Origin of the sequence: Leyella stercorea (genome assembly GCF_021531355.1) — a bacterium.
Taxonomy (GTDB): Bacteria; Bacteroidota; Bacteroidia; order Bacteroidales; family Bacteroidaceae; genus Prevotella.
On record NZ_JADYTS010000039.1, the window covers coordinates 1 to 22794 of the forward strand.

21 protein-coding genes and 1 tRNA gene are annotated in these 22794 nt (G+C 51.7%); 8 read left to right on the forward strand and 14 right to left on the reverse strand.

All coding sequences use genetic code 11. From position 1 onward, the window contains the following. Positions 1-181 precede the first annotated feature (181 nt). Positions 182-255, reverse strand: a tRNA-Met gene (locus I6E38_RS09380). Here I6E38_RS09380 and I6E38_RS09385 point away from each other — a divergent pair. From I6E38_RS09385 to I6E38_RS09410, 6 genes are all read left to right on the forward strand, one after another. After that, on the forward strand, positions 226-498 hold the full coding sequence (locus I6E38_RS09385) for a hypothetical protein (protein WP_235393737.1): 273 nt from the start codon (positions 226-228) through the stop codon (positions 496-498). The genes I6E38_RS09380 and I6E38_RS09385 overlap by 30 nt on opposite strands. Position 499: 1 nt before the next feature. Beyond that, positions 500-895, forward strand: a complete 396-nt coding sequence (locus tag I6E38_RS09390; protein ID WP_235393738.1) for an START-like domain-containing protein — start codon at positions 500-502, stop codon at positions 893-895. 119 nt (positions 896-1014) lie between these two features. Beyond that, positions 1015-2934 carry an LptF/LptG family permease gene (locus I6E38_RS09395; protein WP_235393739.1) on the forward strand — a complete coding sequence of 640 codons (1920 nt, stop codon included), beginning with the start codon at positions 1015-1017 and terminating at the stop codon, positions 2932-2934. A 38-nt stretch (positions 2935-2972) separates the two neighbouring features. Further along, positions 2973-4184, forward strand: coding sequence for a bifunctional 3,4-dihydroxy-2-butanone-4-phosphate synthase/GTP cyclohydrolase II (locus I6E38_RS09400; RefSeq protein WP_235393740.1), 1212 nt, complete (start codon positions 2973-2975; stop codon positions 4182-4184). A gap of 66 nt (positions 4185-4250) precedes the next feature. Continuing rightward, positions 4251-4790: a hypoxanthine phosphoribosyltransferase gene (hpt, locus tag I6E38_RS09405; protein ID WP_235393741.1), complete on the forward strand. Its 540-nt coding sequence runs from the start codon at positions 4251-4253 to the stop codon at positions 4788-4790. 62 nt (positions 4791-4852) lie between these two features. Further along, on the forward strand, positions 4853-5425 hold the full coding sequence (locus I6E38_RS09410) for an adenylate kinase (protein ID WP_235393742.1): 573 nt from the start codon (positions 4853-4855) through the stop codon (positions 5423-5425). Positions 5426-5550: 125 nt separating this feature from the next. Here I6E38_RS09410 and I6E38_RS09415 read toward each other — a convergent pair whose 3' ends face one another. The 11 genes from I6E38_RS09415 to I6E38_RS09465 form a co-directional block, all read right to left on the reverse strand. Continuing rightward, complete coding sequence (locus tag I6E38_RS09415) at positions 5551-6678, reverse strand: M23 family metallopeptidase (RefSeq protein ID WP_235393743.1); 1128 nt, start codon at positions 6676-6678, stop codon at positions 5551-5553. A 6-nt stretch (positions 6679-6684) separates the two neighbouring features. Then, positions 6685-7518 (reverse strand): peptidoglycan editing factor PgeF, encoded by an 834-nt coding sequence (gene pgeF, locus I6E38_RS09420; RefSeq protein WP_235393744.1) that lies wholly within the window; start codon positions 7516-7518, stop codon positions 6685-6687. After that, entirely contained in the window at positions 7505-8689 is a 1185-nt protein-coding gene (gene obgE / locus I6E38_RS09425; RefSeq protein WP_235393745.1) for a GTPase ObgE, read from the reverse strand. Before obgE ends, pgeF begins: the two co-directional genes overlap by 14 nt. Before the next feature lie 78 nt (positions 8690-8767). Further along, positions 8768-10243, reverse strand: a complete 1476-nt coding sequence (rodA, locus tag I6E38_RS09430) for a rod shape-determining protein RodA (RefSeq protein ID WP_235393746.1) — start codon at positions 10241-10243, stop codon at positions 8768-8770. Between the two features lie 81 nt (positions 10244-10324). Continuing rightward, complete coding sequence (mrdA, locus tag I6E38_RS09435) at positions 10325-12292, reverse strand: penicillin-binding protein 2 (protein ID WP_235393747.1); 1968 nt, start codon at positions 12290-12292, stop codon at positions 10325-10327. Then, positions 12289-12792 carry a rod shape-determining protein MreD gene (mreD, locus tag I6E38_RS09440; protein WP_235393748.1) on the reverse strand — a complete coding sequence of 168 codons (504 nt, stop codon included), beginning with the start codon at positions 12790-12792 and terminating at the stop codon, positions 12289-12291. The genes mrdA and mreD overlap by 4 nt, the downstream gene beginning before the upstream one ends. A gap of 29 nt (positions 12793-12821) precedes the next feature. Continuing rightward, entirely contained in the window at positions 12822-13682 is an 861-nt protein-coding gene (gene mreC, locus I6E38_RS09445; protein ID WP_235393749.1) for a rod shape-determining protein MreC, read from the reverse strand. 305 nt (positions 13683-13987) lie between these two features. Next, a complete protein-coding gene (locus tag I6E38_RS09450; protein WP_235393750.1) occupies positions 13988-15010 on the reverse strand; it encodes a rod shape-determining protein in 1023 nt (340 codons plus the stop codon). 204 nt (positions 15011-15214) lie between these two features. After that, positions 15215-15808, reverse strand: a complete 594-nt coding sequence (locus tag I6E38_RS09455) for an IMP cyclohydrolase (RefSeq protein ID WP_235393751.1) — start codon at positions 15806-15808, stop codon at positions 15215-15217. A 620-nt stretch (positions 15809-16428) separates the two neighbouring features. Beyond that, a complete protein-coding gene (locus tag I6E38_RS09460) occupies positions 16429-17886 on the reverse strand; it encodes an aminoacyl-histidine dipeptidase (protein ID WP_235393752.1) in 1458 nt (485 codons plus the stop codon). A gap of 59 nt (positions 17887-17945) precedes the next feature. Next, positions 17946-18944, reverse strand: coding sequence for a lysylphosphatidylglycerol synthase transmembrane domain-containing protein (locus tag I6E38_RS09465; RefSeq protein ID WP_235393753.1), 999 nt, complete (start codon positions 18942-18944; stop codon positions 17946-17948). 212 nt (positions 18945-19156) lie between these two features. Between I6E38_RS09465 and rplS the strand changes: the two genes are divergently transcribed. Continuing rightward, complete coding sequence (gene rplS / locus I6E38_RS09470) at positions 19157-19519, forward strand: 50S ribosomal protein L19 (protein WP_235393754.1); 363 nt, start codon at positions 19157-19159, stop codon at positions 19517-19519. 79 nt (positions 19520-19598) lie between these two features. On the opposite strand, the gene I6E38_RS09475 is transcribed toward rplS, so the two are convergent. Next, a complete protein-coding gene (locus I6E38_RS09475) occupies positions 19599-20618 on the reverse strand; it encodes a DUF4435 domain-containing protein (RefSeq protein WP_235393755.1) in 1020 nt (339 codons plus the stop codon). 227 nt (positions 20619-20845) lie between these two features. Next, entirely contained in the window at positions 20846-21667 is an 822-nt protein-coding gene (locus I6E38_RS09480; RefSeq protein WP_235393756.1) for an AAA family ATPase, read from the reverse strand. 143 nt (positions 21668-21810) lie between these two features. On the opposite strand from I6E38_RS09480, the gene I6E38_RS09485 reads away from it, so the two are divergent. After that, complete coding sequence (locus I6E38_RS09485) at positions 21811-22734, forward strand: DMT family transporter (protein WP_235393757.1); 924 nt, start codon at positions 21811-21813, stop codon at positions 22732-22734. Positions 22735-22794: the final 60 nt, after the last annotated feature.

The following is a 22794-nucleotide window of genomic DNA, read 5'->3' on the forward strand; positions in this document are numbered from 1 at the left end:
GATTATTCATGGCACAAAGGTATAAATTTTCTATAGAATCAAAGCGTCTTCCCCCTAGTTTATCGGGTGAGCCGTTAAAAACACAACAATATTATTTGATCCAATGATTCTTGAAAATCTTACTGTACAGTAATGAAATAAAAAAGGCTCACAACACATTATGTTGTGAACCTTAAAAGTGTAGCGGGACCCAGGATTGAACTGGGGACCTCATGATTATGAATCATGCGCTCTAACCAGCTGAGCTATCCCGCCATCGTTTTGATTGCGGGTGCAAAGGTAATGCATTTTTTGTTAACTCCAAAATTTTTCAGCGATTTTTTTGAACTTTTTGCTGAAAAAGATGAAAAATGGCACAATTTCGTGCTGTTATATATGAAATATGCGCTATCTTTGCAAAAGAAAGACTACACCTCGGCAATTAAAGCACCAACAAATACACTCAATAACCTAACCTTGCGGCGTCGAAAGCCGCAAAAGTGTAACTTAAATTTATAGCATGAACAAGAAAAAGATAGAAATAGAACACTCGCTCAACTCTACATCACGCAATATAGTGTGGCAGCTAATCGGCACAGCCGAGGGTCTGAACCGCTGGATTGCCGACGAGGTGACGATGGACGGCAATCACATTGTGTTTGCCTGGGGCGACGACTGGCGACATCACGAGACACGCCAAGCCACGCTGACGTGCAAGGAGCGCTACGTATGTGTGCGCTGGCAGTGGGACGACGAGGACGACGAATCGTTTGTGGAGATTCGCATGGAGCGCAGCTCGCTGTCGGGACAATACACGCTGCACATCACCGATTTCGTATCAACCGACGACCTCGAGTGGCTGCAGGATACATGGAGCCACAACTTCGAGCGACTGCGCCGCACCAGCGGCGTTTAACACAATGATTCACCACGTGTGGGTATTTTGCGCCGACACGTCTGCAAAAAAACATAAAAAGTAATAGTTTATGAAATATTTATGCTAATTTTGCAATTCGATATACCTATATATATATAATGTTTCGAATAAAGAAATTAGACATATTCATAGCCAAGCAATTCGGTCTTCTGTTCGTCGGAACCTTCTTCATCTGCCAGTTTGTGCTGATGATGCAGTTTCTGTGGCGCTATATCGACACGCTCGTAGGCAAGGGCTTGTCGATGGACGTGCTTGCCGAATTTTTCTGGTACATGGGCCTGATGCTTGTACCGCAGGCTCTCCCATTGGCCATACTCCTATCCTCGCTCATCACATTCGGAAATATGGGCGAGAGCTCGGAGCTTACAGCAATCAAAGCCGCAGGCATCTCGCTGATGCAGGCTTTCCGTTCGCTCATTGCCATCAGCATTCTGATATGCTTCACATCGCTTTACTTTCAGAACACCATCGGCCCTAACGCCAACCGTCATCTGATGATGATGTTGCTGTCGATGAAGCAGAAGAGCCCTGAGCTCGAAATTCCGGAAGGCATATTCTATGATGGCATACCCAACTCAAACATCTACGTACAAAAGAAAGACCTGAATACGGGCAAGTTATACGGTATCATGATTTATCGTATGACGGGTTCGTACGAAGACCAGGCTATTATTCTTGCCGACTCGGGCATGCTTCAAGCCACTGCAGAGAAGAAACACCTGCTCATGACGCTGTGGAACGGCGAATGGTTTGAGAACATGCAGGCCCAGGAATTGGCAGGCAATGCCTCTGTGCCCTATCGTCGCGAGTCGTTTACAGCCAAGCGCATACTGCTTGACTACGACGGCGACTTCAATATGAACGACGGAGCGGGCCTCTCAAACAACGCCAAAGCCAAAGGCTTCGCGCAAATCACACACGACAAGGACTCCATTTCGGCACAATACGACAGCATCGGACGTGCCTACTACAACGAAGACCTACGTATGGTGTATGCGCTGAAGCAGGTATCCAAGAAGGACTCGCTGCGCGCTCTGGCGCTTGCCAACACGACAAAATACAATGTCGACTCGGCTTTCGTCCGATTGAGTACCGATGCCCAGCGTTCAGCTATCAGCTACGCCCAACAGCAGGTACGAACGCGCACCACCGACCTCGACTTCAAACAGATGATGACATCCGACGGCGACCGCATCATACGTCAGCACGAGATAGAATGGTTTAGCAAGATATCGCTTGCACTGACTTGTCTGGTGTTCTTCTTCATTGGAGCACCGCTCGGAGCCATTATCCGTAAGGGTGGTCTTGGCCTGCCTGTGCTCATATCGGTAATTGTGTTCATCGTATTCTATATTCTCGACAATACAGGACAGACCATGGCAAAGAAGGAGATGTGGACGATGTGGTTCGGACTGGGTCTTGCGCCAGCGGTGCTCATACCTATGGCCATATTCTTCACCTACAAAGCCACCAACGACTCTGTAGTGTTCAACGTCGAGGTATATACCGACCTCTTGCGCAGATTCCTGGGACTGCGCATAAAACGACACGTTGCACGCAAGGAAGTGATAATCAACGACCCCGACTATGTCTCAGACTATCACAAGCTGATGGCAATAAGCGACGAGGTGACACACTATTCCGAGCAGCACAACCTGAAGCATGCGCCCAGCTGGATTCGCGTATTCTTCCGCTACGAGCCCGACCACGCCATAGCTGGCATATACGAGCAGCTTGAGAAGGTGATTGAAGACCTCAGCAACTCACGCGACCGCACCATTATCAACCACCTGAGCGTCTACCCCATCATGTCGGTCAAGGCACACACCCGACCCTTCGAGCGCAAATGGCTCAACATTGTGTCGGCAGTGTTAATACCATTGGGCTTCGTACTGTACATGCGCATGTGGCGATACCGCCTGCGTCTGCTGCGCGACCTGCGCACGATAAAGGCCGAAAACGACATAATAACCGAAAGAATACGTGCCATTGCCCAGCGCGATGGACTCACATTATAATAAACAACTAATATAGATACACATTAAACATCTGAAATATGGGAGAGTTCAAACTTAGCGGCATTGAGGATGCCGTGAAAGACTTCAAAGAAGGTAAATTTGTAATCGTCGTTGACGATGAAGACCGTGAGAACGAGGGCGACCTCATAATCGCAGCCGAGAAGATTACTCCGGAGAAAGTGAATTTCATGCTTAAGAACGCACGTGGCGTGCTTTGCGCACCAATCACGCTGTCGAGGTGTGAGGAGCTCGACCTGCCCCACCAGGTGAGCGACAACACAAGTATGCTCGGCACACCGTTCACAGTGACCGTCGACAAGCTTGAAGGATGCACTACCGGTGTATCTGCTGCCGACCGTGCCGCAACAATCCAGGCGCTTGCCGACCCTGCATCGACACCGCAGACATTCGGACGTCCTGGCCACATCAACCCGCTGTATGCCCAGGACAATGGCGTGCTGCGCCGTTGCGGACACACCGAGGCTACAATCGACCTCTGCCGTCTTGCCGGACTGCGTCCTGCCGGTGCACTTATGGAAATCATGAACGACGACGGAACCATGGCACGCATGCCCGACCTGCAGAAGATGGCTCAGGAATGGGGATTGCGCATCATCACCATAAAGGACCTCATCACCTACCGATTGAAGAAGGAATCAATCATCGAGGTTGGCGAAGAGGTTGACATGCCTACCGAGTGGGGCCACTTCCGCCTCATCCCGTTCCGCCAGCAGAGCAACGGACTGGAGCACATGGCTCTCGTCAAGGGCGAATGGAGCGAAGACGAACCCGTACTCGTACGCGTACACTCATCGTGCGCTACCGGCGACATTCTCGGCTCGAAGCGTTGCGACTGCGGACAGCAGCTGCACAAGGCAATGCAGATGATTGAGAAGGAGGGCAAAGGCGTTGTAGTATACATGCAGCAGGAAGGTCGCGGCATCGGACTGATGAACAAGATTGAGGCATACAAGTTGCAGGAAGAAGGCTACGACACAGTCGACGCCAACGTACACCTCGGCTTCAAGGCCGACGAGCGCGACTACGGCTGCGGAGCACAGATGCTGCGCCACCTCGGCATCCACAAGATGCGCCTGCTCACCAATAACCCGACCAAGCGCGTAGGACTTGAGGCTTATGGACTCGAAATTGTAGAGAACGTGCCCATCGAAGTGACACCTAACAAGTATAACGAGCGCTATCTCAAGACAAAGCGCGACCGTATGGGCCACTCTTTGCACCTGAAATAGCATTCAGTTTATTTTGTATTGTCTCCGATTTGCAGTAACTTTGCACCTAATTACAGACAACAACCAATGAGTATAGTAAAGATAAAAGACAAGACATTCAAGACCTCGATACCCGAGGCAGAAATCAAGAAGCGTGTCAAGGCTCTGGCTGACCATATCAACAACGATATGGCAGACAAGAACCCACTGCTGTTGGCAATGCTCAACGGCTCGTTTGTGTTCGCAGCCGACCTGATGCGCGAGATAACCGTGCCTGCCGAGATATCATTTGTCAAGATGTCGTCGTATGCAGGAACATCGTCTACCGGCAAAGTGAAGCAGCTGATAGGTCTCAACGATGACATCAAGGGCCGCACCATCATCATCGTAGAAGACATCATCGAGTCGGGACTGACAATGAAAGCCATTCTCGCCCAACTCGCCGAGAAGCAGCCTGAGGCGATACACATCTGCACACTGCTGCTCAAACCCGACTGTCTTGAGACCGAACTCGACATACGCTACACGGCATTCGAGATTCCCAACGACTTCATTGTGGGCTACGGACTTGATTACGACCAACAGGGACGCAACCTCAAGGACATATACACAGTGGTGGAAGAATAGACACGACTGCTTAATCAGTAACAACAGAACAAACAGTACATATTTATTTTTAAGTTAAAAAGATGAAGAACATCGTTATTTTCGGTGCTCCTGGTTCAGGCAAGGGCACCCAGAGCGACCTCATGATCGAGAAGTATGGTTTCAACCATATATCGACAGGTGACGTGCTCCGCAATGAAATCAAGAACGGAACAGAGCTTGGCAAGACAGCCAAGGGATTTATTGACAACGGCCAGCTTATCCCCGACGAGCTTATGATTGATATCCTCGCAAGCGTATACGACAGCTTCGGCAAGGAGCACAAGGGCGTAATCTTCGACGGATTCCCCCGTACAATCCCGCAGGCAGAGGCTCTCAAGAAGATGCTTGCAGAGCGTGGACACAAGGTAGCTGCTATGATTGAGCTTGACGTTCCTGAGGACGAGCTTATGACACGCCTCGTAAAGCGTGGCCAGGAGAGCGGCCGTTCGGACGACAACGCTGAGACAATCAAGAAGCGCCTCGACGTTTACCACAACCAGACTGCTCCGCTCATCGAGTGGTACAAGGCTGAAGGCATCCACCACCATATCAACGGTCTCGGCGAACTGCCGCGTATCTTCGGTGATATCTGCGCTGTTATCGACGCTCTGTAAAAATATCGCATCCCGATAAGACAATATAAAAGGGGCGCTCAGTTTACGACTTACATCGTAAATTGAGCGCCCCTTTTTTTTATCTTTAACCGAAAGACGGATATTTCACCCGAAATACGGAGCTCTCAATTCTTCTTCGACGTGATACCACCGTTCTTTGTCAGCGTGATAGTTGATTGCTGCAGTTTGTTGGCTGTATGGTCGAAGATAAGGTTAGGATTGAAGCGACGGCCCTTGAAGTGAGTCTCAAAGTGCAGATGCTCGGTTGTGGCGCGTCCTGTGCGTCCGGTCAGGCCTATCACCTGACCTGCCTTTACTTTGTCGCCAACCTTGACGAAATTCTTCGACTGATGGCTGTAGAGCGTCTCCAGACCGTTGGCGTGCTTTATGATGATGCAGTTGCCGTAGCCATAATAGCTCGACGAGCGTGTCACAACGCCATCGAAGGCAGCCACAATCTCGTCGTTGGCCTTGGTCTTGAGATCGACACCTGCATGGCGGCGCTTGCCTCCGTACGGACTGATAACCTTGGCACCCGGCAACGGATAAGCCCAACGTTCCTTCTCCATCTGTTCAAGATTCCACTTGAATGTCGACGACTTCTCAAACACGTCCATCTCCATGTCGGTAGCCGACTCCTCGATGTCGGTCTTGTCGCCCAGCACACTCACATTCACGTAGTCGCCACTCTTCTCGCAGAGCAATGTCTGGCGGTGCAGACGATGACTATGCACGTCGATCATAGCCGAAGGATTGATACGTGCACCGTTCACCATTATCGAGAAGTCGCAGTAGAACTTACCGTCCTTATGTCCGACGATGGCTATGGTCTGTCCAGCACGCACGTTAGTGCCCACCTCAACAAGGTTCTCGGCATTGTTGCCATACACCGTCTCAAATCCGTTGCGGTGGCGTATGACTATGACATTGCCCAGTTCGGGATGCTTGCGCGAGAGACGCACGGTTCCGTCAAACATTGCCTTCACCGCGTCGCCGTCCTTAGTCACAATCTCTACAGAGTTGTTCTTGCGTACAGTAGCCTTGCCCACGGGCAGCGGAAACGAGTATTCCGATGCCTTCAACAGGCTGAAATCGACGTTGAAGGCATCCGAACGGCTGAAGAGTCCCGGTGTGGCAATGCTTATCTGCTGCTGTTCGGCAGCGGTGAACTTTTGTTTGAACTGAGCTTCAGCAGTGGTGGCAAACACCACTGCTGCAAGTAATAGCAGATTTTTGATTTTCAATAATTTCATCGGTTGTCAGGGATTTAGGAATATGCCGTTGTATATACGGCCGGAATTGATGCCGAGTCGGCGTGCCGAGAAATAGTCATCGGTATTGTCGAACGTGCAGATGGCTGTGTCCTGGATATTCTCCTTTGGCACGCCTGCCTGCTCCAGAAGCATCTGGTTGCAGAGCGGCAGATTGATATGCCACTTCATCGAGAACCTGTCTTTCGGGTCGGCAGCGTCGTCGTTGCGTTTCATTTCGCGATGAGCCACAGCGTCCATGTCGAACATGGCTTCGGCAAAGGCGTCGTACACCTCGTCGCCCACCTCAAAGTTGCGCTCCGAAATGCCTGGTCCGATGATTGCCTTGAGCTGCGTGGGGTCGGTATGGTAAGCTGCGCGCATATCGGTGATAGCCTTCAGCACAATGCGAGCCGCTGTGCCTCGCCATCCGGCGTGTATGGCGCATACAGCATGATGAGCCTCGTCGTAGAGCAGAACGGGTATACAGTCGGCAGTGCTTACGCCTATGCACACGCCAGGGAGGTCGGTCATCACGGCGTCGACGCCCTCAAGCAACATGCGGCGTATGTTGTCAGGCAGAGTGACAAACTCTTTGGCAATGATGCGTGTGTCAATACCATGCGTCTGATGCGGCATAATGATGTGCTGCGAAGGCAATCCGAGTTCGTCGGCAAGCAGCTGTCGGTTCTCAGCGATGTGCTGCGGGTCGTCGCCACACCACTCGTTAATATTGAACGAGGCGTAAGCGCCCTGCCCCACCCCGCCATGGCGGGTGGTGGAGAAGGCCGTTACGCCGTCAGCTATATTATAATATGTGGGAGTGAGACTACTTTGCGTCATCGTAGTCCTCCTCTTCATATTCAAAGTCGTCGAGGTCGTCAACGTCCTCGATGTCCTCGTCGTCGATGTATATAATCTCGTCCTCGCCCTCAGCCTGCATCTCGGCAGCAAAGCGTGTCATGTCCTTGTCGCGGTGTACGAGAGTGTCCTCGGCAGTGATGCTCTGCAACTTGTTGCTCTCCGAGTTGAGCTCGTTCCACAAGGTGTCCTTGAGCTGCTGTATGCCCAGACCCGTAACCGACGATATGAACACTACGGGCAGGTCGTCGGGCAGCGTCTCGCGCAGCATGTCCATGAGTTCGTCGTCGAGCAGGTCGCACTTGGTCACAGCCAGCACACGGTGCTTGCTAATCATGTCAGGATTGAACTGGCGCAGCTCGTTGAGCAGCAGTTCATACTCGCGCTTGATGTCGTCGGTGTCGCCAGGCACCATGAAGAGCAGCAACGAGTTGCGCTCGATGTGGCGCAGGAATCGCAGTCCGAGACCCTTGCCCTCGCTAGCTCCCTCGATAATACCGGGGATGTCAGCCATTACGAACGACTTGTGGTCGCGATAGTCGACGATGCCAAGCGACGGCTCGAGCGTTGTAAACGGATAGTTGGCAATCTTGGGGCGCGCACTCGACACAGCCGACAGTAATGTCGACTTGCCGGCATTGGGCAGACCTACCAGACCAACATCGGCAAGAAGCTTGAGCTCGAGGATGATGGTCATCTCCTCCATAGGCTCACCCGGCTGCGCATAGCGCGGAGTCTGGTTGGTAGCCGAACGGAACTGGAAGTTGCCCAGTCCGCCGCGACCGCCCTTGAGCAGCAGCACCTCCTGTCCGTCGTGCATCACGTCGCACACATACTTGCCGGTCTCGGCGTTGTACACCACGGTTCCGCAAGGCACGTCGATGTATATGTCCTTGCCGTCCTTGCCGTGACACTTGTCGCGTCCGCCGTTGCCTCCATGCTCAGCGAAGACGTGGCGCTGGAACTTCAGGTGCAGCAGTGTCCAGTAGTTGTGGTTACCGCGCAGGTATATGCTACCTCCGTGTCCACCGTCGCCTCCGTCAGGACCACCATTGGGGTTGTACTTCACGTGGCGCAAGTGCATTGAACCACGGCCGCCCTTGCCCGAGCGACAGTATATCTTAACATAGTCTACAAAATTCGATTCTGCCATTGTATATAATCAGTTTTTTTTATAAAAATTGGTTATTACTAAACTTTCAACTCTAAAATTCTCAACTCTCTACCATTTCTATCCTATTCTGCCCTGGGCGAAGTTTCGTCCGGCATCTATTCGGAGGAAGATGAAGAGCAATATGGTGAATCCCCATAGCGACGAGCCGCCGTAACTGAAGAACGGCAGCGGGATGCCGATAACGGGGGTCAATCCGAGCACCATTCCCACATTGATGAACACGTGGAACAGGAACACCGACGCCACGCTGTAGCCGTAGATTCGCCCGAATGTGAACGGTTGTCGTTCGGCGAGCTTCAGCAGCCGCAGTATGAGCGCCAGAAACATCAGCAGCACTCCTGCCGAGCCTACAAAGCCCTCCTCCTCGCCTACGGTGCAGAAGATGAAGTCGGTGTCTTGCTCGGGCACGAACTTCAGCTTGGTCTGGGTTCCGTTCAAGAATCCCTTACCCTTCAGTCCGCCCGAACCGATGGCTATCTCGCTCTGATGTACATTGTAGCCGGCTCCGGCAAGGTCTTCGTCCAGTCCGAGCAGCACGTTGATACGCACACGCTGGTGAGGCTCCATGACATTATTGAGCACATAGTCGGCAGAGTAGAAGAACACTACCGAACCGACGGCGAACCCCAGAATGAGGAAATATTGCGGCAGTCGGGTGCGCAGTCCGTTGAGCAGCAGATACACGGCGATGCCGAGACAAGAAGCAAGCTGCACCCACGTCACGTCAAATGGAATCACGTATACCGAGAAGAGCATAGCCAAAGCCGTAAGACCGAGGCCGTAGCCCAGAATTATGCGGGTCTGGTTCTTCTGCCTGGTATACACGTTGACCATGCATGCCGTGAATATCTGCACAAGCGTCAGCACCACAAAGCGTCCCACCGACGTGGGGGTGTCGAGCATCAGCACGCTCTCATACTTGATGCCCACAACGAAGTATACCACCATGGCAACTCCCGTAAACAGTATGCTGCCGGGCATGCCCTCGCGATAGAGCACAAGGAAGAAGGTGAGGTATACCAGTGCCGAACCCGTCTCGCGCTGGCCCACAATACAGAGCATCGGGATGAAGATGACGGCACAGGCGGCTGCGAAGTCCTTCCACCGCCCTATGTTGAAGCCGTACGAACTCATCAGTTTCGCCAAAGCCAAGGCTGTGGCAAACTTGCCGAACTCGGCAGGCTGCAATCGGAGCGGACCTATGACGAGCCACGAGTGCGAACCCTTGATGTCGTGCGGATTGAATATGGTGGCAAACAGCAGCAACAGCAACCCTCCGTATATCACATACGAGAAAGTGTCGAAGAAGCGCGTGTCCATCATCAGTATGACAAATCCCAGACATATACTGGTGCCTATCCATATCACCTGCATACCCGAACGCGTGCTCAAGGCGAAGATGTCGTTCTCGCCGTATGTATAGCTGGCTCCACAAATGCTGACCCATCCGAACACCATCAGTCCGATGTACAGGATTATCGTTATCCAGTCTACTTGCGACCAGAAGTTCAGCGGTTTGTCGGTTGTTGGCATAACTCTACTTTAAATTCTTATTTTACTGAACTTGCGAAAAAGTTCAATTATTTTATTATTTGAATAAATCTACTGGAACTATCATTGAGCGGCATTATTCTCCTCGGCAGTCTTTTCCTGCTGTGCAGCTGCAGCCTTTGCAGCCTTTGCCTTCCTGACGGCTGCAGCCTTGCGTGCCTCTGCCGCCCTGCGCTCCTGTCCCGGGAAGCGTGGTCCGTAGCCGATGCGGCGGTGCTGCATGTTCTCGGCTATAGCCTCACCCGAAGGCGACAGCTTGCCGGTGAGATACTGTTCCATCATCAGTCCGCCTATAGGCACACCGTAGTCGGCACCCCATCCGCCGTTCTCCACATACACGGCAATGGCAATCTTAGGATTGTTCATCGGGGCGAAGCCCATGAATACGGAGTGGTCGCGACCATGGTTCTGCGCCGTACCGGTCTTGCCGCACGCCTCAAAGGGCAGTCGGGAGAGTGCTCTACACGTACCCTTCATTGCCGACGAGCGCATGCCTGCCACCACATAGTCGTACGAGCGACGGTTGGCCTTGGTAAAATGGCGATGGGTGAATGCCGTGTCGAGCGGCATGTCCTGCACCTTACGCACTACGTGAGGCGTATAGTAGTAGCCACGGTTGGCTATCGTGGCACCCAGATTGGCTATCTGCAGCGGTGTGAGCGTCACCTCGCCCTGGCCGATTGATATAGACACGATGGTGAGTCCGTTCCACGATCCGCGATAGTTGCGGTCGTAATATTCGGCATTAGGTATCATGCCACGCTTCTCGCCCGGCAAGTCGATGCCCAGCTTGTAGCCGAATCCCATGCTCACCATATAGTCGCGCCATACGTTCATGGCGTCGTAGGGGTTCTTGTATTTCGAGCGGTTGCCCATCATGTAGTAGAGTCCCCAACAGAAGTAGCCGTTGCACGATGTGGATATGGCATCGACAAGGGCAATAGGTGACGGATGCGAGTGACAGCCAACGTGCAGTCCGCGACAATAAAAGCCACGATGGCAAGGGAAAGCGGTTCCGGGTGTGATGATGCCTTCGGTCAAATACGTCAGAGCCTGAGAAGTCTTGAATGTCGAACCCGGCGGATACATACCCATAATGGAGCGGTTGAGCAGCGGTTTCCATGCGTCGCGTGTCAGCAGTCGGTGGTTTTTGGAGCGCGAGCGTCCCACCATGATGCGAGGGTTGTAGCTCGGTGCCGACACCATAGCGAGCACCTCGCCCGTACGGGGGTCGATGGCCACAATACTGCCAATCTTGCCTTCGAGCAAACGTTCGCCCAGAGCCTGCAGCTTGACGTCGATAGACAGCGTGAGGTCCTTGCCCGCCACTGGCTGACGGTCGTAGGCTCCGTCCATATACTTGCCCTGTATGCGTCCGCGGGCGTCGCGCAACAATATCTGTACACCCTTCTCGCCACGCAGTTCCTTCTCGTAGTATTTCTCCACACCGAGCTTGCCTATGTAGTCGCCGGGCTGGTAGTAGTCGTCGTCTTCAATGTCCGACGGCGACACCTCAGCCACGTCGCCGAGGATGTGTGCTCCGTACGATGTCTGATACTGGCGTATGCTGCGCTTCTGCACATAGAAACCGGGGAATCGGAACATCTTCTCCTGAAAGTTGCTGAACTCCTCATTGCTGAGCTGGCTCATAAAGAGCTGCTGCGTGAATCGCGAGTAGCCGGGATTCTTGGCATAGTTCTTTATGTCGTCCATGCGCTTGATGAAGTATTCCTTGGTGATGCCGAGCGACTTGCAGAATTCGGTAGTGTCGATACGGCCCTTTGCCTCGTTCATCACCACCATGATGTCGTAGGCAGGCTGGTTGTATACGAGCAACTGTCCATTGCGGTCGTATATGGCACCGCGCGACGGAAACTCCACCTTCTTGAGGAAGGCGTTGGAGTCGGCGTTTTTCTTGTAGTCGTCGCTCATGAGCTGGAGGGTGAACAGACGAATTATGTACACCGTGACAATTGCCACGGCTACACCTCCAATTACAAAGCGACGGTTTTCGAGTGTATACCTGCTCATCTTTTACGACGTAAGTTTTCAATTACCAATATCAGCACTATGGTGAGCACAGCACTGCTCACTGTGCACAAAGCCCACTGTGTCCAGTTGTACAGATTGAACGCCTCCAGACTGAAGAACGCCAGCGAGTATATCAAGACGCAGATGATTGTGTAATTGACATATTTTGACACACCGAGTGTGACGGGCGACGGACGCAGGTCGTCGCCGCTGTCGCGCGGTGCGAACAATGTGAGTACATAGGGCTGTATGAGGCCGACGAGGGTCATCGAGGCCGAAGCCACACCGGGTGTCGACGAGAATATGTCGACCGCCAGACCCATGGCGAAACACCACAGCAACACCGCCCATCGCGGGGTGCCGGTGCGTAACGTCAGCGGAAAGTAGACATACAGCAGCGGGGTGGCATAGCCGAACAGGTGGATGTGGTTGAGCACAAGTGCCTGAACGACAAGCAGTATGACGAAGAATATAATGTTTCTTACTGTGTTAAGATTCATTTTTCTGTATGAGGGTGATTACGTTATGATTATTGGCGTGCCTTGAGCGAGTCTTGAGCCGCCTGGAGTATCTCCATCTTCTTCTCCATCTCGGTGTCGTTGATTACGCACACGTCGCGCAAGCGGGTGAAGTCGGTGGTCAGCGTCACCTTGAGGCGATAGGCCATACCGTCGGCCGAGTTGAAGACATGCTTGATACGTCCTACGATTACTCCCGAGGGGAACACCGACGAGTAGCCCGATGTCACCACATAGTCGCCCAGCTTGAAGTGGGCATGGCGGGGGATGTCGTCGATATAGGCATATTCGGGCGAGCCTCCGTTCCAGTGCAGATAGCCGAAGTAGCCGCGTCCGCGTATCGAGCAGCTTATGTTCGACTGAGCATTGAGCACCGGTATCACTACCGAGTAGTGTTCGGACGTGAGATAGACTATGCCTACTACGCCCGTGCCGCACACTACGCCCATGTCCTTGCGCACACCGTCGGCACTGCCCTTATCGATAGTGATGAGGTTGTTGGCCTTGTCGAGCGACGAGCTCACCACCTTGGCAGGTATGGTGCTATACTGTCGCATCACGCTCTGCTGCATACGCTCCACAGCGGTAGTGTCCTTCTGTGTCTTGCGTATCTGTTCGGCCAGCATCTCCACTTCGCGTTCCAGATAGACGTTGCGCTGGGTGAGCTGACGGTTGACGTCGGTGAGCGAGAAATATTGTGTCACAGCCGAGCTCCACTCGTACACCTTGCCGCTGACGGCGTTGGCCGACGTGAACCATACGCTGCCCTGATAGCTGTTGTAATTGAACAACAACGTGAGGCTCAGCACCTCAAGCAGCACGAAGACAAACCAGTGGTTGTGACGTGAAAGGAATTCTAATAGGTTGCGCATTTTGTTGTAAAAGTAAAAAAGCAAAAGAGTAAAAAAGTAAAAAAGTAAAAAGGTAATGCCGGCACCTATATATATAGTAAGCCGATTGAGGACGTGTCAAAATAGGAGTTAGAGGAAGTTAAGAAGAAGTTAATCCATCTACGATGGATGGAAGTTAACAGACAAATGCTTTATTTTCAGCAATTTATACATATGTCCGCTAACTTCTGTTAACTTCGGGCGAAGCCCAAACTTCTTTTAACTTCTATTTTGACACACCCTCCTTTTTACTTTTTTACTTTTTTACTTTTTTACTTTTGTCTATTTTATCTCATCAGGAATGAGAAGCGTTCGATGTTCTTCAGAGCCACACCAGCACCCTTGGCTACGCTGTGGAGCGGATCCTCGGCAATGTGGAACGGAATGTTGATCTTCTCGGTGAGACGACGGTCGAGTCCGCGAAGCAAAGCGCCGCCACCACTGAGGTAGATACCGTTCTTCACGATGTCGGCATAGAGTTCTGGCGGAGTGCTCTCGAGTGCCGAGAGTACGGCGTTCTCTATCTTTGCTACAGTCTTGTCGATGCAGTGTGCAATCTCCTGATAGCACACGGGAACCTCCATCGGCAATGCTGTGATGCGGTTCGGACCGTGTACGATGAAGTCCTCTGGAGCCTCGTCGCCCAGTTCGGTCAGTGCCGAACCTACGTGTATCTTGATACGCTCGGCCATACGTTCCGAAACCTTCACGTTGTGCTGGCGCGACATATACTCCTGGATGTCGGCTGTGAGGTCGTCGCCTGCGGTGCGGATAGAGTTGTTCGACACGATGCCGCCAAGTGAGATGACTGCAATCTCGGTAGAACCACCACCTATATCTACAATCATGTTGCCCTCCGGAGCCTCAACGTCGATGCCGATACCGATGGCTGCAGCCATTGGCTCGAAAATCAGATATACGTCGCGGCCGTTGGCATGCTCGGCACTGTCGCGCACAGCACGCAGCTCCACCTCAGTAGAACCTGAAGGCACGCCGATGACCATACGCAGTGACGGCGAGAAGAGTCGGCTGCCAGTGTGAACCATCTTGATAAGTCCACGCATCATCTGCTCGCATGCGGTGAAGTCGGCTATAACGCCGTCGCGCAGCGGACGTATGGTGCGGATGTTGTCGTGAGTCTTCTCATACATCATCTTGGCCTTTGAGCCAACAGCTATCATCTTGTCGGTACGACGGTCGAGCGCCACTACCGAAGGCTCGTCAACAACGATTTTGTCGTCGCTGATGATGATGGTGTTGGCGGTGCCGAGGTCCATCGCTATTTCCTGTACGAATGAAAAAAATCCCATTGATGAATTTTGAGTTTTGAATTTTGAATTTTGAATTATCGCCTGCGGCGATTAGGAGTTTTGAGTTTTGAATTTTGAATTTTGAATTGTCGCCAGCGCTGATTAACTGTTGTGGATTAAGGAATTGTCCTATCAACTCTACAATCAATTAATTCAACATCGGCGGAGCCGACAATTCAAAATTCAAAATTCAAAATTCAAAATTTACTTTGCAAACCACTCGTGGATTGCTGTATCGTAGTGGCTGCTTACGCCGAAAGCGTGCTCGGCGAATACCTTACGCTCTGCGAGGTCGGTCTCAGCACCCTTCTTGTTGACGATATCGAGGAGCATGCCATACTCTGCCTTGCTCGGAACGATTACTACATCATTGAAGTTCTTGGCTCCGGCACGGATGAGTGAGATACCACCTATATCGATCTTCTCGATGATGTCGGCTTCGCTTGCGCCGCTTGCTACAGTCTGCTCGAAAGGATAGAGGTCTACAATCACGAGGTCGATTTCGGGGATTGCATACTCAGCCATCTGCTGACGGTCGCCCTCATTGTCGCGACGAGCCAGGATGCCGCCGAAGATACGCGGATGCAGAGTCTTCACACGTCCGCCGAGGATTGAAGGATAAGATGTAACGCTCTCAACGGCCTGGCACTCGTAGCCAAGCGACTCGATGAAAGCCTGTGTACCACCTGTAGAGAGGAATTTAACACCTTCCTCGTTGAGCTTCTTCAACAGCTCGTCGAGACCGTCCTTATGAAAAACTGAGATAAGCGCAGTCTTGATTTTTTTTGTTCCAGCCATATACTTTTACTATTTACTTTGTTTAATTTGCAAAGTTAGCAAAAACCGCTGATATACCATATTAAAATAACTAAAAATTAGATTATCAGGGCGTTTTGTTGATATTAGGCATTTCTTCTCTTCCACAAGATTGTCACTGACAAATATCGTACAGGCAGTAAAAAAGTGTTACAAAACAAAAATCGATTATAGAGATTTGCGAAGGCGTTTTCAGAGGTTTTGCAACGCAAATCGTTCATGTTTTTATTGATTCAGGGCTTCTTTCCGTTCAAAAGGACCACTTTTGCAAGGCAAAAGGACAACAATGAGAGAGCAAAAGGACTACAGTTGGAAGGCAAAAGGACTCCTTTTGCAATAAAATGAAGTTTTTTTTGAATTGTGACAATTGCACGCTTGAGCCACAATCCTCACAACTCTTTATGTATCAGCAACATATAGCTATACGCGCAAAACTCACGAATTTCGAGCCGAAGATTTCCTTGTGCGTTCAGCTCGCAGTTTTGAGCGGTTTAAAATGCAAATATTGTATTGCGACAGTCTGAAATCGGTGCATTGAAAGCAGCGATAATACAAAAAAAGTTTCGCAAGTATGAAACCAACTTGCGAAACTTCTGTCTGTTTTATTTCACTGGAGCTTCTGCCATTGTCTTCTTGAGCAGTTCCCAGAATGGAGCCACTGTAGAGATGAGGCAACGCTCTGTTGTGGTGTGCGGCGAACGCATGGTAGGACCGAGCGACACAACGTCGAGGTGAGGATACTTGCCGAGGATGACCGAGCACTCCAATCCGGCGTGGTCGACCTGCTCGATTGCCTCCTCGTTGAACAGCTCGCGATAGTTCTTCTCGAGCAGATGGAGAATCTCGCTGTCGGTGTTGGGGTCCCAACCGCCGTACTCGCCGCTCATCTCAACCTTCATGCCTGCCATTGAGAATGTAGACTCAAGAGTGGCTGCAATGTAGTCGCGCATGCTCTCTCTTGACGAACGTGCGAGCAGCTTGAAGTAAGCGTGGCCGCCCTCGATGTCGATAATGGCGAGGTTTGACGATGTCTCTACTACCGACGGGAACACCGGAATCATACGGAGCACACCGTTGTGGCAGCCGTAGATGGCATCGAGCAGGTTGTCCTGAATCTCCTCGGGCACCTGAGTGGCAGGAGCATCAACGTCCTCGGCGAAGAACTGGATGTTCTCCTCGATTGTACGATACTCGTTGTTGAACAGAGCGCACCACTCGGCTACGTCTTCCTTCAGAGCCTCAACGTTCTCCTTAGGCAGTGTGAACACTGTAGAGCACTCGAACGGAATGGCATTGCGCATGTTGCCACCGTGCCATGTGGCGAGGCGTGCACCGTACTCGGCGATGGCCTCGTGTACGAAGCGAGCCATGAGCTTGTTGGCATTGCCGCGTCCCTCGTTAATCTCCAATCCTGAGTGACCACCCTTCAAGCCCTTGATTACAACCTTAACGGCTGCGTCTTCCTTGTCGGTCTCTACCTCCTTATAGTCGAGTGTAGCTGTGATGTCGACACCACCAGCCGAACCGATAACGAACTTGCCCCATGTCTCAGAGTCGAGGTTGAGCAGGATGTCGCCATTGAGTTCGCCCTCGGGCAGGTCGTTGGCACCGAACATACCGGTCTCTTCGTCGGCAGTGATGAGTCCCTCAACGGGTCCGTGTACGAGGGTCTTGTCCTCCATAACAGACATGATGGCAGCTACGCCGATACCGTTGTCGGCACCGAGAGTAGTGCCCTTTGCCTTAACCCATTCGCCGTCAATGTATGTCTGAATCGGGTCGGTCTCGAAGTTGTGGTTGCTGTCATTGCTCTTCTGCGGTACCATGTCCATGTGAGCCTGAAGGATGATACCCTTGCGATTTTCCATTCCGGGAGATGCGGGCTTGCGCATCACTATATTGCCAGCAGCGTCCTTGAATGCCTCAACGCCTACGCGTGCGGCAAACTCAAGCAGCATGTGCTGTACTTTTTCAAGATGTCCAGACGGGCGCGGCACCTGTGTCAGTGCGTCAAAGTTGCGCCAAATACATTCGGGGTTTAGGTTTTTGATTTCACTCATAATAATTGTGTTTATTAGTGATTAAATAATAGTAGTATTTGTGATTATTACTTTCTTATTTACTGCAGGCTCGGCTGCTTGCGGGTGAACGAGAGTGCCACCCACGCCCATACGCCCATTGCCACCACGAGCAGCGTCTGCACGCTGTGGACGATGAGCACGAAGTTGAGAGCATCGGTCTCGCCTATGCCATATAGCAACAGCATGGTCTTGACGGCGAAATGCCACGGTCCGGCTCCATTGGGGGTAGGAACGATAACGGCTATGCTGCCCACGATGAACGTAACCATTGCGCACGACACGCCCAGTCCGGACGTGGAGTCGAAACAGAAGAACGTGAGGTAATAGTGCAGGAAATAGCATGCCCATATAGCGAGAGTGTACACGACGAAGCGCACGGGACGCTTCACACTGCGTATCGACATGATGCCTTGCCAAATGCCCTGCACCGTAGCCTTCACCTTATTATATATGGCAAACCGACGCATGATGTACCACGCCAGAAGGCATACTGCAAGTCCGCAAATGGCTGTGACGATGTAGCCGGTGGTAGAGAATCCTGCCAGCAGAGCGCCGATGTTGGTGCCGGTGCGGTCGAAGAAGGTGTTGAACACGCTGAATTGGCACAGCATGGTGACAAAGGCTATGCACATGACCAGTGCCGAATCGATGGCACGCTCCACCACTACCGTGCCCAAAGCCTTGGGAAACGACACTCCGTCGTAGCGGCGCAACACACCGCAACGGGCAAACTCGCCTATACGCGGCACTACAAGGCTGACGGCATAGGAGAGGAATATGGAGTAGACGCTGGTGGACGTGCGCGGATGTTCGCCTACGGGTTCGAGCGTGAGATGCCACCGCCAACCGCGAAAAGCCTGCGCCAAGATGCCGAACGGGAATGAAAGCAACATCCACGTCCAATTCATTTCGTGCAGCAGAACATGCTCTACCTGACGGAAGTCGAAGTCGCGATACATCCAGTAGAGTATCAGTCCGCCAAGCAGCAGCGAGAGTGCCACCTTAAGAGAGTCGTTTATTATCTTCTTTAACTGCATAAGTATATGCAAAAATACAAAATTGTTTTATGACAGAACGTGTAAAAGTCTAAAAATATGTTTTTCGGGATGTCTTTTCTTGTAAATGCTTGTGCGTTAGCGAAAAAAGTAGTAACTTTGCACCCGCTTTTCGGCGTAACCGATGACGGGAAGAAGAGTTGCCCATTATGTTGCGCGAGAACGATAAAACAAATTTAATTATCAAATTAACAATGGATTTAATTAAAGTTGCTGAAGAAGCATTTGCAACCGGCAAGAAGTTCCCTGAGTTCCGTTCAGGTGACACTATCACAGTCGCTTACAAAATTATCGAGGGTACAAAGGAGCGTATCCAGCTCTATCGTGGTGTAGTTATCAAGATTTCTGGCCACGGTGACAAGAAGCGCTTCACCGTACGTAAGATGTCTGGTACAGTTGGTGTTGAGCGTATCTTCCCGATCGAGTCACCCAACATTGAGAGCATCGAGGTTAACAAGCACGGTAAGGTACGTCGCGCTAAGCTCTACTACCTCCGCAACCTTACTGGTAAGAAGGCTCGTATCGCTGAGCGTCGCGTTAACACAACCAACGCTTAATCCGTACGGACACCTAACTCGAAAAGAGATAAAAAAGGATTTTGCACGCAATCGCGTAGCAAAATCCTTTTTTTTTATTTCAACTCTCAACTGAAGTTTCTTTTTCCTCCAGATACCGCTGCAGGTCTTCCACTATACTCTGATATTGCGGCGACGACACATAGCCTACGTTGCGGCGCAGCACAAATTCGGCTTCGCCCACGCTCGACGAGTAGCACGACAGCTCGTTGCGCTGCTGGGTGGCGTGCACACTTTGAACTGAAATCTCGCGCTCGCGTTCGCGTATCAGCTGATTGCACACCTTCCTTACGAGCGGCACCACCACCTTGTCGAACAGATGATGGCCCTGGATGTACATATATGTCATGTCGGGGCGCACGCCAAGTCGGCGAAGGTCGTCCTTGACGGCAGCGTAGCTCTCTCGCGCACCGGGATGCTGGCGTTGCAGCGTCTGCACCTTATGGCCAACGCGGCGGCGCAGATTGGCAAGCGCCTGCTGACTGTTGTCGGGCGAAATGTTGCCCATCTCGATGATGTGGAGAAAGTCGCTGATGGCAAAGCGTGGCGTCGCACCGGTGCGATACGACCATATATTCCACACGAAGAGGGGGAAGATGGCGGTGGAGAAGTCGCGCAAGAACGCCTCGAAGTCGAACGTCTGGCGGTCGTTGAGCGCCACAGCCACACATACGGCGTGCAGCGACGGTGCGTAGCACTGCATGTTCTCGATGGCGTAGGCGTAGGAGTGGAATATGTAGGGATTGTCGAGAATCGTCTTCGACGAACCGCTGGCGCCCTGCTCCAAGTAGTCATAGTCGGCATCGACACACGCTATCATGTCGCGCCCCACCCCACCGGCAGCAATCAGACTCATAATGGCAGCCTTCTTGCCACGTTCGAGATGGTCGAGTCGCGAGGGCAACATCACCTCGAAGTAGCGCTCGGAGTTCTCGAAACGCGAGAGCACCGACCGCCAGAAGAATATGTCGTCGTAGCTCTCGACATAAGCCACGATGCGACGGCGAGCCTGACGCGAGCTGAGCCTATTGGCCGCCTCTACATATTGCGACGTTATAGTGTCGCGCAATCGTTTTGCCATAATCCGAGTTTTGAATTTTGAGTTTTGAGTTTTGAATTGTTCGCGGCTACGCCTGCGATTAGGAGTGTTGAATTTGGAGTTTTGAATTTTAAATTATCGGCAAAGCCAATTTTGAATTATTCAATTTTGAATTGACAATTCATAAATCATCAATTCAAAATCGCAGGCGTAGCCGAGAACAACTCAAAATTCAAAATTCAAAACTCCTAATTCCGCCCTTGCGGCGGTTAATCCGTAATGTCGCTCACTTCAGTAACCCTATCGGCCCATCCGTTCATGATAACGGCAGGCGAGTGTGTGGTCAGTATAATCTGTACGTTGGGATTGAGCGTGAGGATGAGGTCGATGAGTCGCTGCTGCCAGTCGACATGCAGGCTCACTTCGGGTTCGTCCATGAAGAGCACGTAGGGCAACTGGTCCTCGACAAGCACCGTGAGCAGGATGACGAGCATCTGCTTCTCGCCGCTCGACAGCTGATAAGGGCTCAGAATCTCGCCTATCTGCGAGAAGCGTATCTCGTTCTCAGTGCGTAGGATAGTCTTGCCCGTCTCCGAGAAGAGGTCGTCGATGAGGTCCTGGAATGTCTTCTTCGGAGCCGAGATGCGCTGCGCCTCAAGGGCGGCATCGGGACGTCCGTCTTGCAGACACGCAATGATGCGGTTGCCGATATTGACCTGATAGTCGAGATATTTGCGCTGCAGGAAGAAGAGCTGCATGTCGAGTTCGGTGGCAAGATCGCTCAGCGAAGTGTTGAGCTTGCTGACAGCATCGAGATTCCACAGCGGACGGTCGAACGAACGTATAACGTCGTAGCGTATCCACTTGGCATCGTCGGGCTGCACCTTCAGCCTGACGCCCTTGAGCATGTGGCTCGGAAACTCGCCACCTGCCGAAAGTCCCTTCACCACCTTATTTAATATGGTGCTCTTGCCCACACCATTTATGCCGCTCAGGATGTTCACCTGGCGGTCGAGATTCCACACAACGTGGCGCTTGCCACTCCACAACGAGTCAATCTCTATCTGCTTAATGTATTCGGCATATTTCATTTACGTACATATTTAAGGTGTGTATTCATGTTACAAATATATGAAATAAAATGATATAATGTATTCGTATAAAACGATAATTTTATATCTTTGCACCCGTATTTGGCAAAAAAGATAACATAAAAGGCAAAAAAACAGTATAAATGGATAACAAACGACCTCTAATTGCACACTTATGCATATTCATGGCTTGCGTCATGTGGGGACTTATGTCGCCCATTGGCAAGGATGCCATGCAACACGGCATTGACAACATAAACCTTGTGTTTATGCGAGCGGCTGGAGGAGCACTGTTGTTCTGGATTACTTCGCTTTTCTGCGAACACGAGCACATGCCTTGGCGCGACATATTGGCAATGAGCGGTGCCGGACTGCTGGGACTGGTGGGCAACCAATGCTGCTTCACCATCGGACTTAGCATCACCACTCCTTCAAATGCCAGCATCGTGACAACGTCGCTGCCCATCTTCGCCATGATACTCTCGGCACTGATACTTAAGGAACCCATCACCGGCAAGAAAGCCCTTGGCGTGGGCATAGGCTGCTCGGGCGCACTGATACTGATTATGTCGAGCGCCACAGCACACGATTCGCGCATCGGCGACATACGCGGCGACCTGCTGTGTATCTTCGCCCAGCTGTCGTTTGCACTATACCTGGCGCTGTATCGCGACTTTCTGCGCCGCTATTCGCCCATCACCGTGAGCAAATGGATGTTCACATGGGCAGCAGTGTTGCTTTCTCCATTTATGCTTCCGCACGCTGTGCAAACCGACTGGAGCGTAGCCACGCCCGGAGCGTGGGCAGGCACGGCATTCGTGGTGTTCTTCGGAACATACGTGGCTTATCTGCTCATGCAGACAGCACAGAAGACACTGCGCCCGACGGTAGTAAGCATTTACAATTATATGCAGCCCGTAGTGGCTGTATCGGTGAGTCTGGCAGCCGGAATGTGCGTGTTCACATGGAAGCAGGCACTGGCAGTGGCTCTGGTTTTCAGCGGTGTATGGCTTGTGATAAAGTCGAAATCGCGCCACGATATCAATACTGAAAAAGCAATAGAATAAAAATAGGGTGTTATTCGCCACAAATTAACAATATGTTGCAACCAATCTAAGTGACATAAG